At 38.6% G+C, this 13,903-nt stretch carries 10 protein-coding genes; 6 read left to right on the top strand and 4 right to left on the bottom strand.

Annotation, left to right across the window (positions count from 1 at the left end; genetic code table 11):
• Positions 1–21: 21 nt before the first annotated feature.
• Entirely contained in the window at positions 22–918 is an 897-nt protein-coding gene (locus tag FN031_RS05050) for an SPFH domain-containing protein (RefSeq protein WP_142558177.1), read from the top strand.
• 105 nt (positions 919–1,023) lie between these two features.
• Positions 1,024–1,239: a capsule biosynthesis transcriptional regulator gene (locus FN031_RS05045; protein ID WP_002893653.1), complete on the top strand. Its 216-nt coding sequence runs from the start codon at positions 1,024–1,026 to the stop codon at positions 1,237–1,239.
• Positions 1,240–1,325: 86 nt separating this feature from the next.
• Here the strand turns inward: FN031_RS05045 and FN031_RS05040 are convergent, their stop codons facing one another.
• Both FN031_RS05040 and FN031_RS05035 read right to left on the bottom strand, forming a co-directional pair.
• Positions 1,326–2,066, bottom strand: a complete 741-nt coding sequence (locus tag FN031_RS05040) for an amino acid ABC transporter ATP-binding protein (RefSeq protein ID WP_075566471.1) — start codon at positions 2,064–2,066, stop codon at positions 1,326–1,328.
• Positions 2,066–3,631 (bottom strand): ABC transporter substrate-binding protein/permease, encoded by a 1,566-nt coding sequence (locus FN031_RS05035; RefSeq protein ID WP_142558175.1) that lies wholly within the window; start codon positions 3,629–3,631, stop codon positions 2,066–2,068. Before FN031_RS05035 ends, FN031_RS05040 begins: the two co-directional genes overlap by 1 nt.
• A 507-nt stretch (positions 3,632–4,138) precedes the next feature.
• On the opposite strand from FN031_RS05035, the gene FN031_RS05025 reads away from it, so the two are divergent.
• Positions 4,139–4,984: an undecaprenyl-diphosphate phosphatase gene (locus FN031_RS05025; protein WP_142558171.1), complete on the top strand. Its 846-nt coding sequence runs from the start codon at positions 4,139–4,141 to the stop codon at positions 4,982–4,984.
• A gap of 33 nt (positions 4,985–5,017) precedes the next feature.
• On the opposite strand, the gene dinB is transcribed toward FN031_RS05025, so the two are convergent.
• Complete coding sequence (gene dinB / locus FN031_RS05020) at positions 5,018–6,079, bottom strand: DNA polymerase IV (RefSeq protein ID WP_142558169.1); 1,062 nt, start codon at positions 6,077–6,079, stop codon at positions 5,018–5,020.
• 232 nt (positions 6,080–6,311) lie between these two features.
• On the opposite strand from dinB, the gene pflB reads away from it, so the two are divergent.
• Both pflB and FN031_RS05010 read left to right on the top strand, forming a co-directional pair.
• Positions 6,312–8,627: a formate C-acetyltransferase gene (pflB, locus tag FN031_RS05015; RefSeq protein ID WP_142558167.1), complete on the top strand. Its 2,316-nt coding sequence runs from the start codon at positions 6,312–6,314 to the stop codon at positions 8,625–8,627.
• A gap of 419 nt (positions 8,628–9,046) precedes the next feature.
• Positions 9,047–11,149, top strand: a complete 2,103-nt coding sequence (locus tag FN031_RS05010; RefSeq protein ID WP_142558165.1) for an AAA family ATPase — start codon at positions 9,047–9,049, stop codon at positions 11,147–11,149.
• Positions 11,150–11,210: 61 nt separating this feature from the next.
• On the opposite strand, the gene FN031_RS05005 is transcribed toward FN031_RS05010, so the two are convergent.
• The gene (locus tag FN031_RS05005) at positions 11,211–11,693 is read right to left on the bottom strand and encodes an S-ribosylhomocysteine lyase (RefSeq protein WP_142558163.1); all 483 of its coding nucleotides are present in this window, start codon (positions 11,691–11,693) and stop codon (positions 11,211–11,213) included.
• A 213-nt stretch (positions 11,694–11,906) separates the two neighbouring features.
• Between FN031_RS05005 and FN031_RS05000 the strand changes: the two genes are divergently transcribed.
• On the top strand, positions 11,907–13,889 hold the full coding sequence (locus FN031_RS05000) for a peptide ABC transporter substrate-binding protein (RefSeq protein ID WP_142558161.1): 1,983 nt from the start codon (positions 11,907–11,909) through the stop codon (positions 13,887–13,889).
• The last annotated feature ends 14 nt before the right edge of the window (positions 13,890–13,903 follow it).

The raw sequence follows: 13,903 nt of genomic DNA, 5'->3' as shown, positions 1-13,903 counted from the left end.
TGAAGAAAGGGGGAGATTCCCATGGTTTTAAAAGTTTTACTTGTTCTATTAGTTCTAATGCTTATTGTAGGAGCTATTTTGGTAAGCTCTGTTTATGTCGTTCGTCAACAGTCTGTTGCAATTATCGAGCGATTTGGTAAGTATCAAAAGTTAAGTAATAGTGGTATTCATCTACGGGCACCATTTGGCATTGACAAAATTGCTGCTCGTGTGCAGCTACGCCTTTTACAGAGTGAGATCGTGGTTGAAACCAAGACCCAAGATAACGTTTTTGTGACCATGAATGTCGCAACTCAATACCGTGTAAATGAGCTAAATGTTACAGATGCTTACTATAAATTAATGAGACCTGAAGCTCAGATTAAATCATATATTGAAGATGCATTACGCTCGTCTGTTCCTAAGTTAACTTTGGATGAATTGTTTGAGAAAAAAGATGAAATTGCATTAGAAGTTCAAAAACAAGTAGCTGAAGAAATGTCAACGTATGGGTATATTATCGTTAAGACGCTCATTACCAAAGTAGAACCGGATGCAGAAGTTAAGCAGTCTATGAACGAAATTAATGCTGCTCAACGTAAGAGAGTAGCAGCCCAAGAATTGGCTGAAGCAGATAAAATTAAGATTGTTACAGCGGCTGAAGCAGAGGCAGAAAAAGATCGCCTACATGGTGTAGGGATTGCAGAACAGCGTAAAGCAATTGTTGATGGACTTGCTGATTCTATTATTGAGCTAAAAGGAGCAAACGTAGAATTAACAGAAGAACAAATCATGTCAATCCTATTAACCAACCAGTACTTAGACACATTGAATAATTTCGCCGACAAACAAGGCAATAATACAATATTCTTGCCAGCAAATCCTAATGGAGTTGAAGATATAAGAACCCATATATTATCAGCTTTAAAAGCGAAATAATTAGGATTTTAACCTTTTATTTTATTGATGAAGGCCTTTTCATTGACAAACACTATTAAAACGTTTACAATAAAAAATTGTAAAGAATAAAATAGGAGAAGAAATATGGCTAAATCTAACTTCGAAAAAGTAGAATCAGTTGTCAGCTGGGTTCGTGACAAGAAAATTACAGGGTATCGTATTTCTAAGGAAACGAATGCGCGTGAGATGTCTATCATTGCTTTAGCTCAAGGACGTGCAAAAGTGAAAAATATTTCCTTTGAAACTGCCCTTGGATTAATTGATTTCTATGATAAAAACCATGAAAAATTTGAAGATTAGTCTTTGGATACAGGCGGATTCTTAAAAAGAGTCTGCCTTTTAATTTTTATGGACAATAAAAAAAGCTGCTTTCTTGCAGCTTTTTCTTACCCAAGATAGCGTTGTAGAAACTCTCTTGTACGCTCTTCTTTAGGATTCGTAAATAGATCTTCAGGCTTTCCTTCTTCAGCAATAACACCCTTATCCATAAAGATGACGCGATTTGAAACGTCGCGGGCGAACTCCATTTCGTGAGTTACAACGATCATGGTCAAGCCTTCTTGAGCTAAATCTTGCATGATTTTAAGAACTTCTCCAACCATTTCAGGGTCAAGAGCAGATGTCGGTTCATCAAAAAGGATGGCATCAGGATTCATAGAAAGGGCGCGAGCGATAGCAACACGCTGCTTTTGCCCACCAGAAAGTTGTTTAGGTTTTGCTTGCCAGTAGCGCTCTCCCATACCAACTTTTTCAAGATTTTCTTTAGCAATTTTTTCTGCCTCTGCATACTCGCGCTTGAGAACAGTTGTTTGTGCAACGATAGTATTTTCAAGTACGTTGAGGTTTTCAAAGAGGTTAAAGGATTGGAAAACCATACCTAGTTTTTCTCGATAATGAGTAAGGTTATAGCCTTTTTCAAGTACATTTTCACCATGATAGAGGATTTCTCCCTCAGTCGGGGTTTCAAGTAAGTTGATCGAACGTAGGAAGGTTGATTTACCACTACCAGAACTACCGATAATAGAAATAACTTCTCCTTTATGGATAGTGAGAGAGATATCTTTTAGAACCTCGTTTTGTCCATAGGATTTTTTGAGGTGTTTGATTTCAAGGATTGGCTGCTTCATTATTTCAAATCCTCCGTTTGCATTTGGTTAGCACCTGTAGTATAGGTATCCATATCCATGCGACGTTCGATAAAGCGCAAGATACGAGTTACTGTAAAGGTGAGGACAAAGTAAATTACTGCAATGATTGTAAATGTTTGGAAGTATTGGTATGTTTGAGTTGCTACTGTGTTTCCTGAGAAATAGAGCTCCACAACAGAGATAACATTCAGTACGGAAGTATCCTTGATGTTAATAACAAACTCGTTACCAGTTGCAGGTAAAATATTGCGAACGACTTGAGGTAGAACTACCTTGCGCATGGTTTGATTGTGGGTCATACCAAGTGCTGTCGCAGCTTCAAATTGTCCCTTATCAACTGCCAGGATACCACCACGAACGATTTCTGTCATGTAGGCACCAGTGTTGATAGATACGATAAAGATAGCAGCGAGAGTACGGTCTAGGTTGATTCCGAAAGCCTGGGCGGTTCCATAGTAGATAACCATAGATTGAACGATCATCGGTGTTCCACGGAAAATTTCAATGTAGACGTTTAGCAACCAGCCAAGTACTTTCTGGAAGAATGCTACAGATTTTGTTTCTGATAGTGGAGCAGTACGGAACACACCAATACCAAGTCCGATGATTAGACCGACAACAGTACCGATGATTGAAATTAAGAGAGTGATGCCGGCTCCTCGTAAGAGTTGTTGCCAGTTCTCAGATAGGATTTTTGCAACTTGAGCAAAGAAACTACTGCTATTTTCTTCAGTAGTTGTAGCTTGAACAGGTTGCTCCTTAATCATACGATCCATTAGTGCAACTTGTTCATCCTTAGAAATGGTTTCGATGCTAACATTGATTTGGCTAATACGTTCATCATCTTTGCGAAGACCGATTGCGATAGCTGTGTCTTCTTCTCCAGTTTTAAAACCAGGTTCAGGCTGAATCATTTTGAACTTTGCATTTGCTGACTCAGCAGTTAGGGCTTCTGGTCGTTCAGAAACATAAGCGTCAATGACACCAGCTTCAAGAGCTTGACGCATTTGTGCGAAATCACCCATGGCAGTTTCTTTTTTAGCGCCTGGAATTTGAGAAATCAAGTCATAAAGGTAAACCCCTTGTTGAGAAGTGATTTTTGCATCTTTAAAATCATCTAGTGTTTTGGCGTTTGCATAGGCAGAATCTTTTTTGACTAAAAGTACTGGTTCACTGGTATAGTAACTGCTTGAAAAGGCAATTTCTTGCTTACGTTCAGCTGTTGGACTCATACCCGCGATAATCATATCGATTTTTCCAGAAGTTAGGGCTGGGACAAGACCTTCCCATTTTGTTTTCACAACCAGTGGTTCTTTCCCTAAATCTTTGGCAATTTTTTTAGCGATTTGCACATCGTAGCCATTAGCGTATTGGTTAGTTCCGTCAATTTTGACAGCTCCGTTGCTGTCATCGTCTTGTGTCCAGTTAAAAGGAGCATATGCAGCTTCCATTCCGATACGTAAATACTCATCTGCTTGGACAACATTTGTCAGACCTAGCATGAGAGCAAGACCTGCAAGAATTGATAAGATTAGTTTCTTCATTTTTTCTCCTATTATCGTCTAAAAGTGACTCCCTCTATTGTATCTAAAAATAGCGAGATTTTCAATACAAGTAAATCTTTACCTATAAAAAATGATATATTTTCGAAAATGATTGAGAAGGTTTTAAAAACATACCTCGCAATTAGAAAATGCAGAGATAGAAAGCATTATTTTCTAGGATCCTACCTGAGTCAGTTTAACTCTTTAGGGCTTACCAAGAGTGTTAGCAAGCTCATACAATTCGAGATATTTATCTTGAAAATTCTGATATGAATCTTTATGTTACAAGTGACTGGCATAAGCAGTTTCACAAGTCAACGGTACAGATAAGGCATAATGATTCAGTAGCAGATAAGGCGAGTAACTTCTCCGTATCCACTAGGAATAGTAGTTCTGGCAGAGAATTATTAGGCGGTAGCGGCGGTGGAAGTGTTGGTGCTTTCTAAAGAAAACTCAACACAGGCTTTAAAAGTATGATATAATGGAGGATAGAAAAAGGAGTAATCTATGTATTTTTTTGAAATTTTAAAATCAATCTTTTTTGGGATCGTTGAAGGAATTACGGAATGGTTGCCGATTTCAAGTACTGGCCACTTAATCCTAGCGGAAGAGTTTATCCAGTATAAAGATCAAAATGAAGCCTTCATGTCTATGTTCAATGTAGTCATTCAGCTGGGTGCAATCTTAGCCGTTATGGTTATCTACTTTAACAAGCTTAATCCATTCAAACCAGGTAAGGATAAAGTTCAAGTTCGTAGAACCTGGCAATTATGGTCCAAAGTTTTTGTTGCGACCCTACCTCTTCTCCTAGTCTTTAAGTTTGATGATTGGTTTGATACTCACTTCCATAATATGGTTTCAGTAGCCATCATGTTGATTGTTTATGGGGTTGCCTTTATCTATCTTGAAAAACGCAACAAAGCGCAAGCAATTGAGCCAACAGTTACTGAGTTAGATAAATTACCTTATAAAACAGCCCTCTATATTGGACTTTTCCAAGTCTTGGCCCTTTTACCAGGTACTAGTCGTTCAGGTGCCACAATCGTCGGTGGTTTGTTGAACGGCACTAGTCGTTCAGTGGTAACAGAATTTACCTTCTATCTAGGAATTCCAGTTATGTTTGGGGCCAGTGCTTTGAAGATTTTTAAATTTATCAAAGCAGGAGAAGTGTTGAGCTTTGGCCAATTCTTCTTGCTCTTGGTAGCAATGGTAGTGGCTTTTGCAGTCAGCATGGTTTCCATTCGTTTCTTGACCAGCTATGTCAAAAAACACGATTTTACAATGTTTGGTAAATACCGTATTGTCCTCGGTAGTGTGTTACTACTTTATAGCTTCGTTCGATTATTTGTATAAAAAAAACCTTGAGGGTAGAATCCTTCAAGGTTTTTAAAATCCAGTCACAGTAACTCCCAATAAGCGAACACCCTTGTCTTTGTCACTCAGAGTTTCGTAAAGTTGGATAATGCTTTGAGCAATTTGTTCAGAGTCTTGTGTTTGCTGCTCTAAAGTTTTTCGTTTTGTCAAAGTAGAAAAGTCAGCATAGCGGATTTTCAAAATGATGATCTTACCACTTTTTTCATATTTTTGAAGACTAAGAGCAACTTTTTCCGAAAGGAGAGTAAGCTCTTTTTTAATATCTTCATCTAGACTTAGAATTTTACTGTAAGTTTTTTCTTTACCAATAGACTTACGGATACGATTTGATTTGACGGGAGAGTTATCTATACCTCGAGCCTTACGATATAGATCAAAGCCGAGTCTTCCGAAACGATCAATGAGAGTGATTTCAGAAATCTCTAAAAGGTCAGTACCCGTATATACACCCATTTGATGGAGTTTTTCAACTGTTTTCTTGCCCACACCGTGTAATTTAGCGATATCCATTTGTTTGAGGAAATCTTCAGCTTCATCAGGAAGAATGACTGTCAAACCACGAGGCTTTTGATAGTCACTTGCCATTTTAGCTAAAAATTTATTGTATGATACACCAGCAGAAGCTGTTAATTGTAATTCATTCCAGATATCCTGCTGAATTAAACGAGCAATTTTAACAGCAGATTTGATACCAAGCTTGTTTTCAGTTACATCTAGATAGGCTTCGTCGATGCTCATAGGCTCAATTAAATCAGTATAGCGTAGAAAGATTTCTCGAATTTGCTGCCCGACTTTAAGATACTTTTCGTAATTTCCAGGAATAAAGACAGCTTGAGGGCAACGTTGGTATGCTTCTTTTGAACTCATGGCTGAATGGATACCAAAAACCCTTGCTTCGTAACTACAGGTTGCAACAACCCCACGTCCACCTGTTTTTCTTGGATCACTACCGATGATAACTGGTTTTCCTTTCAATCCTGGATTATCTCTGATTTCCACAGCAGCAAAAAAGGCATCCATATCGATGTGGATGATCTTTCGAGATGTGTCATTTAAAAGTGGGAAAATCAGCATGACAACTCCTATAGTAAGTATTTTTCTTTATTCATTATACCTCTTTTTCTGAAAAAATGTAAATGAGTGATTTTCCTTTCAAAAATATAATACAGTTTATATAATAATAGACGCTGTATTAGTAAAGAAACTTTTAAAAATAGTACTTTTCTCTTGTTGAAAACGATTACCATGTGGTATACTTAGCATATAAATGTAACAGATTCTTGTTACTAGAAAATGAGGATATATCATGGTTGTTAAGACTGTCGTTGAAGCACAAGACATTTTTGAAAAAGCTTGGGAAGGCTTCAAAGGTGTTGATTGGAAAGAAAAAGTAAGTGTGTCTCGTTTCGTTCAAGCAAACTACACACCATATGATGGAGATGAAAGTTTCCTTGCTGGACCAACAGAACGTTCACTTCACATTAAAAAAATCGTAGAAGAAACTAAAGCACACTACGAAGAAACTCGTTTCCCAATGGATACTCGTCCAACTTCTATTGCTGATATTCCTGCTGGATTTATCGACAAAGAAAACGAATTGATTTTCGGTATCCAAAATGATGAACTCTTCAAATTGAACTTCATGCCAAAAGGTGGTATCCGTATGGCTGAAACTACTTTGAGAGAAAACGGTTATGAGCCAGATCCAGCTGTTCACGAAATTTTCACTAAATACGTTACAACAGTAAACGATGGTATCTTCCGTGCATATACTTCTAACATTCTTCGTGCTCGTCACGCCCACACTGTAACTGGTCTTCCAGACTCATACTCACGTGGACGTATCATTGGTGTGTACGCACGTCTTGCTCTTTATGGAGCTGACTTCTTGATGCAAGAAAAATTGAATGATTGGAATGCTATCAAAGAAATCGATGAAGAAACAATCCGCCTTCGTGAAGAAATCAACCTTCAATACAAAGCATTACAAGAAGTTGTTCGTTTAGGTGACCTTTACGGAGTTGACGTTCGTAAACCAGCGATGAACGTTAAAGAAGCTATCCAATGGGTAAACATTGCCTTCATGGCTGTCTGCCGTGTTATCAACGGTGCAGCTACATCTCTAGGTCGTGTGCCAATCGTCTTGGATATCTTTGCTGAACGCGACCTTGCTCGTGGTACATTTACTGAATCAGAAATCCAAGAATTTGTTGACGATTTCGTTATGAAACTTCGTACAGTTAAATTCGGTCGTACAAAAGCTTATGACCAATTGTACTCAGGTGACCCAACCTTCATCACAACTTCTATGGCTGGTATGGGTAACGACGGTCGTCACCGTGTTACTAAGATGGACTACCGTTTCTTGAACACTTTGGACAACATCGGTAACTCTCCAGAGCCAAACTTGACAGTTCTTTGGACTGACCAATTGCCATATAGCTTCCGTCGCTACTGTATGCACATGAGTCACAAGCACTCTTCTATCCAATACGAAGGTGTAACAACAATGGCTAAAGATGGATACGGTGAAATGAGCTGTATCTCATGTTGTGTATCTCCACTTGACCCTGAAAACGAAGAACAACGTCACAATATCCAGTACTTCGGTGCTCGTGTTAACGTTCTTAAAGCTCTTCTTACTGGTTTGAACGGCGGATATGACGACGTACATAAAGACTACAAAGTATTTGACATCGATCCTATTCTTGACGATGTTCTTGAATTCGAATCAGTTAAAGCTAACTTTGAAAAATCTCTTGACTGGTTGACTGACACTTACGTAGATGCTTTGAATATCATCCACTACATGACTGACAAGTACAACTACGAAGCTGTTCAAATGGCCTTCTTGCCAACTAAACAACGTGCTAACATGGGATTCGGTATCTGTGGATTCGCAAACACTGTTGACACATTGTCAGCTATCAAGTACGCTACAGTTAAACCAATCCGTGACGAAAATGGTTACATCTACGATTACGAAACAATCGGTGAATACCCACGTTGGGGTGAAGATGACCCACGTTCAAACGAATTGGCAGAATGGTTGATCGAAGCTTACACAACTCGTCTACGTAGCCACAAACTTTACAAAGACGCAGAAGCTACTGTATCACTTTTGACAATCACATCTAACGTCGCTTACTCTAAACAAACTGGTAACTCACCAGTCCACAAAGGTGTATACCTCAACGAAGATGGTTCTGTTAACTTGTCTAAACTTGAATTCTTCTCACCAGGTGCGAACCCATCTAACAAAGCTAAAGGTGGATGGTTGCAAAACTTGAACTCACTTGCTAGCCTTGACTTTGGTTATGCAGCTGATGGTATCTCATTGACAACTCAAGTTTCACCACGTGCTCTTGGTAAAACTCGTGACGAACAAGTTGATAACTTGGTAACAATCCTTGATGGTTACTTCGAAAACGGTGGACAACACGTTAACTTGAACGTTATGGACTTGAACGATGTTTACGAAAAGATCATGTCAGGTGAAGACGTAATCGTACGTATCTCTGGATACTGTGTAAACACTAAATACCTCACTCCAGAACAAAAAACTGAATTGACACAACGTGTCTTCCACGAAGTTCTTTCTATGGATGATGCATTGCTTTAAGATTCAGCAATAATTAAAAGTTAAGCCAGTCATTATGACTGGCTTTTTTCTATAAAAATTTTTTTAAAAAAAATAGTCAAATTTGGTCAAATGTGTTGACTAAAACTGACTAAAGTGATATACTAAGAACATAAGGATAAGGAAAGTCCTTAAAAAACCTTGATTTTAAGATGATTGTATATACTATCTTAAAATCAAAGTATGGTTAAAACCTAGAAAAGAGGTAAAACCTATGTTTAACAGTAATATTTTTAAAAGTCTAATTGCAAAAATCGTAATAGATAAAGAAAAACCAGAAATTATACGTAGAGTAGCCAACAGCGAGTAGCTAACAGCTAGTCTAAATTTTTTAAAACAAAGGTCAGAGAAAGTCAAACTATTTTGACTAAGTAAATTTTTAATTAAACGAGGTATGAAATATGAATAACAATTTTAATAACTTTAACAATATGGATGATTTGTTTAACCAATTGATGGGTGGTATGCGTGGATACAGTTCAGAAAACCGTCGTTACTTGATTAACGGTCGTGAAGTAACACCTGAAGAATTTGCTATTTACCGTCAAACAGGTCAACTTCCAAGCGAAGGTAGTGAACAAGCTCAGTACATTCAAGGCAAAGCTATGAAACAAGATGGGATTCTTGCAAAACTTGGACGAAACTTAACAGCAGAAGCTCGTGAAGGTAAGTTGGATCCAGTTATTGGACGTAATAAAGAGATTCAAGAAACTTCTGAAATTCTTTCTCGCCGTACTAAGAACAATCCTGTTCTTGTTGGTGATGCTGGTGTTGGTAAAACTGCAGTAGTAGAAGGTTTGGCACAAGCTATCGTAAATGGTGATGTTCCTGCAGCTATCAAGAACAAAGAAATCATTTCTATAGATATTTCTGGACTTGAAGCTGGTACTCAATACCGTGGTAGCTTTGAAGAAAACATTCAAAACTTGGTAAACGAAGTCAAAGAAGCTGGAAATATTATCCTTTTCTTCGATGAAATCCACCAAATCCTAGGTGCAGGTAGCACAGGTGATGGTCAAGGATCTAAAGGTCTTGCGGACATCTTGAAACCAGCACTTTCACGTGGTGAATTGACTGTGATTGGTGCAACTACTCAGGATGAATACCGTAACACCATCTTGAAAAATGCTGCCCTTGCACGTCGTTTCAACGAAGTCAAGGTTAATGCTCCATCTGCTGAAGATACCTTCAAGATCCTCCAAGGGATTCGTGATCTTTATCAACAACACCACAATGTTGTCTTGCCAGATGAAGTATTGAAAGCAGCAGTAGATTATTCTGTTCAATACATTCCACAACGTAGCTTGCCTGATAAGGCGATTGACTTGGTCGATGTAACAGCTGCTCACTTGGCGGCTCAACATCCTGTGACAGATGTACATGCGGTTGAGCACGAAATTCAAGCGGAAAAAACCAAACAAGAAGCAGCAGCAGCTAAAGAAGACTATGAAGCAGCCCTTAATGCTAAGGTTCGTATTGAAGAACTTGAAAAGAAAATTGCCAACCATACTGAGGATCACAAGGTAACTGCAACAGTCAATGATGTAGCTGAGTCTGTAGAACGTATGACTGGCATTCCAGTTTCTCAAATGGGTGCAACCGATATTGAACGTTTGAAAGATATGGGTCACCGTTTGCAAACAAAAGTTATTGGTCAAGACAAGGCGGTTGAAGCAGTAGCAAAAGCGATTCGTCGGAACCGTGCCGGCTTTGACGAAGGGAACCGTCCAATCGGTAGCTTCCTCTTTGTAGGGCCTACTGGTGTTGGTAAGACTGAGTTGGCTAAACAATTGGCTCTTGATATGTTCGGTACTAAAGATGCCATCATCCGTTTGGACATGTCAGAATATAGCGATCGTACAGCCGTTTCTAAATTGATTGGTACAACTGCAGGTTATGTTGGTTACGATGACAACAATAATACATTAACTGAACGTGTTCGTCGTAATCCATACTCGATCGTACTTTTGGACGAGATTGAAAAGGCAGATCCTCAAGTGATTACTCTTCTCCTTCAAGTCTTGGATGATGGTCGTTTGACAGACGGTCAAGGGAATACAGTAAACTTCAAGAATACTGTGATTATCGCAACTTCAAACGCTGGCTTTGGTTATGAAGCTAACTTGACAGAAGATGCAGACAAACCAGAACTCATGGATCGTTTGAAACCTTACTTCCGTCCAGAATTCCTCAACCGCTTTAACGCAGTGATCGAGTTCTCACACTTGAGCAAGGAAGATCTTTCTAAGATTGTTGATTTGATGTTAATTGATGTCAATAAGACCCTTTCTAAGAAAGAAATTGACCTAGCAGTGAGCGATGCGGCTAAAGAATATATGACCGAAGAGGGTTATGATGAAGTGATGGGTGTTCGTCCACTCCGTCGTGTGGTTGAACAACAAATCCGTGACAAAGTGACAGACTTCCACTTGGATAATCTTGATGCTAAACACCTAGAAGCTGACATGGAAGATGGTGTTTTGGTCATTCGTGAAAAAGCCTAAATCAAGATTTAGAAAATAAAAAAAAGAACCAGTTCAAAAGCTGGTTTCTTTTTTTTTATTATTAGATGACATGACGTTCAAAGGCATCGTCTGAGATTCCTTGTTGGAGAATCAATTTTGCCCATTCCTTAGCAGAAAAGAGGCTGTGATCCTTGTAGTTGCCACAAGATTCAATGGTTGTTCCTGGGACATCTTCCCAAGTTGTTGTTTCAGCGATTTCTTTCAGGCAATCCTTGATGACAGCAGCGATTTCAGCGCTGGTATGACGTCCCCACATAATCATATGGAACCCTGTACGACAACCAAATGGTGAACAATCGATCATACCGTCGATGCGAGTACGGATTAGCTTAGCCAAGAGGTGCTCAATAGTATGAAGTCCAGCAGTAGGGATAGAGTCCTCATTTGGTTGAACCAAGCGAATATCAAAATTAGAGATGATATCTCCTTTCGGTCCAGTCTCTTCTCCAATCAAGCGGACATAAGGTGCCTTAACAATGGTGTGATCGAGTTCAAAACTCTCAACAATAATTTCTTTTGACATGGTAATTCCTTTCAAATTTCTTCCTTCATTATACCATAAAGACTTGTTTGGACAAATATTTCAAATCCTTTTATCAGTGGTCAAACTGATTCTTGAGTGGACTTTATTGTGTAAATTTTTAAAAAATTGTATTTTTAAAAAAATTCAGACAATTCTATTGACAGTTGTCGCAAAAGAGATTATAATGTATAAAAAGTCATAAAGGAGTTTATTATGAAATTTTCAAAAGTAATGGCCCTAGCAGGAGTGACTCTGTTAGCGTCAGGTGTTTTGGCAGCTTGTTCAGGTTCAGGCTCTAGTGCAAAAGGTGAGAAAACTTTTTCTTACGTTTATGAAACAGATCCAGACAGCCTCAACTATCTGACAACAGGTAAGGCTGCGGTTGCGAATATCACAAGTAATGTTGTTGACGGTTTGATGGAGAATGACCGTTACGGGAACTTCGTGCCATCTATGGCAGAAGACTGGTCAGTATCTCAAGATGGTTTGACTTACACATATACAATCCGTAAAGATGCTAAGTGGTATACTTCTGAAGGTGAAGAGTATGCACCTGTGAAAGCTCAAGACTTTGTAACAGGTCTTAAATATGCAGCTGATAATAAGTCAGAAGCCCTTTATCTTGTTCAAGAATCCATTAAAGGTCTTGACGCTTATGTCAAAGGTGAAGTAAAAGACTTCTCAGAAGTTGGAATCAAGGCAATTGATGATCAAACTGTTCAATACACTTTGAATAAACCAGAAAGCTTCTGGAACTCTAAGACAACCATGGGTATTCTTGCACCAGTCAATGAAGAATTCCTTACTTCTAAAGGAAGTGACTTTGCCAAAGCAACTGATCCAAGCAGTATTCTTTACAACGGTCCTTTCTTGTTGAAATCATTGGTAGCAAAATCTTCAGTAGAATTTGAAAAGAATCCAAACTACTGGGATAAGGACAATGTTCATATTGATAAAGTAAAACTATCATTCTGGGATGGTCAAGATACAGGCAAACTTGCAGACACCTTTAAGGATGGCGGCTTCTCAATGGCTCGTCTCTTCCCAACAAGTGCAGGATATCCTGAACTTGAAAAAGAGTTTAAGGATAACATCGTTTATACACCACAAGATTCTGCTACTTTCTTAGTTGGGACAAATATTGACCGTCAGTCTTACAAGTACACTTCTAAGACTACAGATGAGCAAAAGACATCAACTAAAAAAGCTCTCCTAAACAAAGACTTCCGTCAAGCCATCGCCTTTGGTTTTGATAGAACTGCTTATGCTTCTCAAGTAAATGGAGAAAGTGGAGCAAGCAAACTTCTTCGTAATTTGTTTGTACCACCAACATTTGTTCAAGCTGATGGTAAAAACTTTGGTGAATTAGTTAAAGAAAAATTGGTAACCTATGGTGATGAGTGGAAAGATGTCAATCTAGATGACGCTCAAGATGGTCTTTACAATCCTGAAAAAGCGAAAGCAGAATTTGCAAAGGCTAAGACAGCTCTTCAAGCAGAAGGTGTTCAATTCCCAATCCACTTGGATATGCCAGTCGACCAGACTAATACTACTAAAGTTCAACGTGTTCAATCATTGAAACAATCGCTTGAAGCAACATTAGGAACTGACAATGTTGTTATTGACATTCAACAACTTCAAAAAGATGAAGTTCTTAATGTTACCTACTTTGCTGAAACAGCTGCTGGAGAAGATTGGGATCTCTCAGATAACGTTGGATGGTCTCCAGACTACATTGACCCATCTACTTACCTTGATATCATCAAACCGTCTGTAGGTGAAAATACTAAGACTTATCTAGGATTTGATTCTGGTACAAACAACGCAGCTGCCAAACAAGTTGGTTTGGAAGATTACGAAAAGATGGTTGTTGAAGCTGACAATGAAGTCACAGATGTTTCAAAACGTTATGATAAATATGCCGCTGCCCAAGCTTGGTTGACAGATAGCGCTTTGATTATTCCAACAACTTCTCAAACTGGACGTCCAATGTTGTCTAAGATGGTGCCATATACTCTTCCGTTTGCTTACTCAGGTAACAAGGGAACAAGTGAAGCCCTCTTGTACAAGTACCTTGAACTTCAAGATAAACCAGTAAATACTGATGAATATCAAAAAGCTCAAGATAAATGGAAGAAAGAAAAAGAAGAATCTAATAAAAAAGCGCAAGAAGATCTTGCTAACCATGTAAAATAAAAAAATGGAGTTAG

The sequence above is a fragment of the Streptococcus mitis genome (assembly GCF_902159415.1).
GTDB classification, from domain to species: Bacteria; Bacillota; Bacilli; order Lactobacillales; family Streptococcaceae; genus Streptococcus; species Streptococcus mitis_BG.
The sequence above is the reverse complement of the archived record's forward strand: the minus strand, read 5'-3'. Positions and strand labels throughout refer to the sequence as shown.

Excerpts from the sequence above, each read along its gene's own strand:
- FN031_RS05045 (WP_002893653.1), top strand. The coding sequence starts at position 1,024 with ATGGCTAAATCTAACTTCGAAAAAGTAGAATCAGTTGTCAGCTGGGTT.
- FN031_RS05005 (WP_142558163.1), bottom strand. The coding sequence starts at position 11,693 with ATGTCAAAAGAAATTATTGTTGAGAGTTTTGAACTCGATCACACCATT.
- pflB (WP_142558167.1), top strand. The coding sequence starts at position 6,312 with ATGGTTGTTAAGACTGTCGTTGAAGCACAAGACATTTTTGAAAAAGCT.
- FN031_RS05010 (WP_142558165.1), top strand. The coding sequence starts at position 9,047 with ATGAATAACAATTTTAATAACTTTAACAATATGGATGATTTGTTTAAC.
- FN031_RS05025 (WP_142558171.1), top strand. The coding sequence starts at position 4,139 with ATGTATTTTTTTGAAATTTTAAAATCAATCTTTTTTGGGATCGTTGAA.
- FN031_RS05035 (WP_142558175.1), bottom strand. The coding sequence starts at position 3,631 with ATGAAGAAACTAATCTTATCAATTCTTGCAGGTCTTGCTCTCATGCTA.
- FN031_RS05050 (WP_142558177.1), top strand. The coding sequence starts at position 22 with ATGGTTTTAAAAGTTTTACTTGTTCTATTAGTTCTAATGCTTATTGTA.
- FN031_RS05000 (WP_142558161.1), top strand. The coding sequence starts at position 11,907 with ATGAAATTTTCAAAAGTAATGGCCCTAGCAGGAGTGACTCTGTTAGCG.
- FN031_RS05040 (WP_075566471.1), bottom strand. The coding sequence starts at position 2,066 with ATGAAGCAGCCAATCCTTGAAATCAAACACCTCAAAAAATCCTATGGA.
- dinB (WP_142558169.1), bottom strand. The coding sequence starts at position 6,079 with ATGCTGATTTTCCCACTTTTAAATGACACATCTCGAAAGATCATCCAC.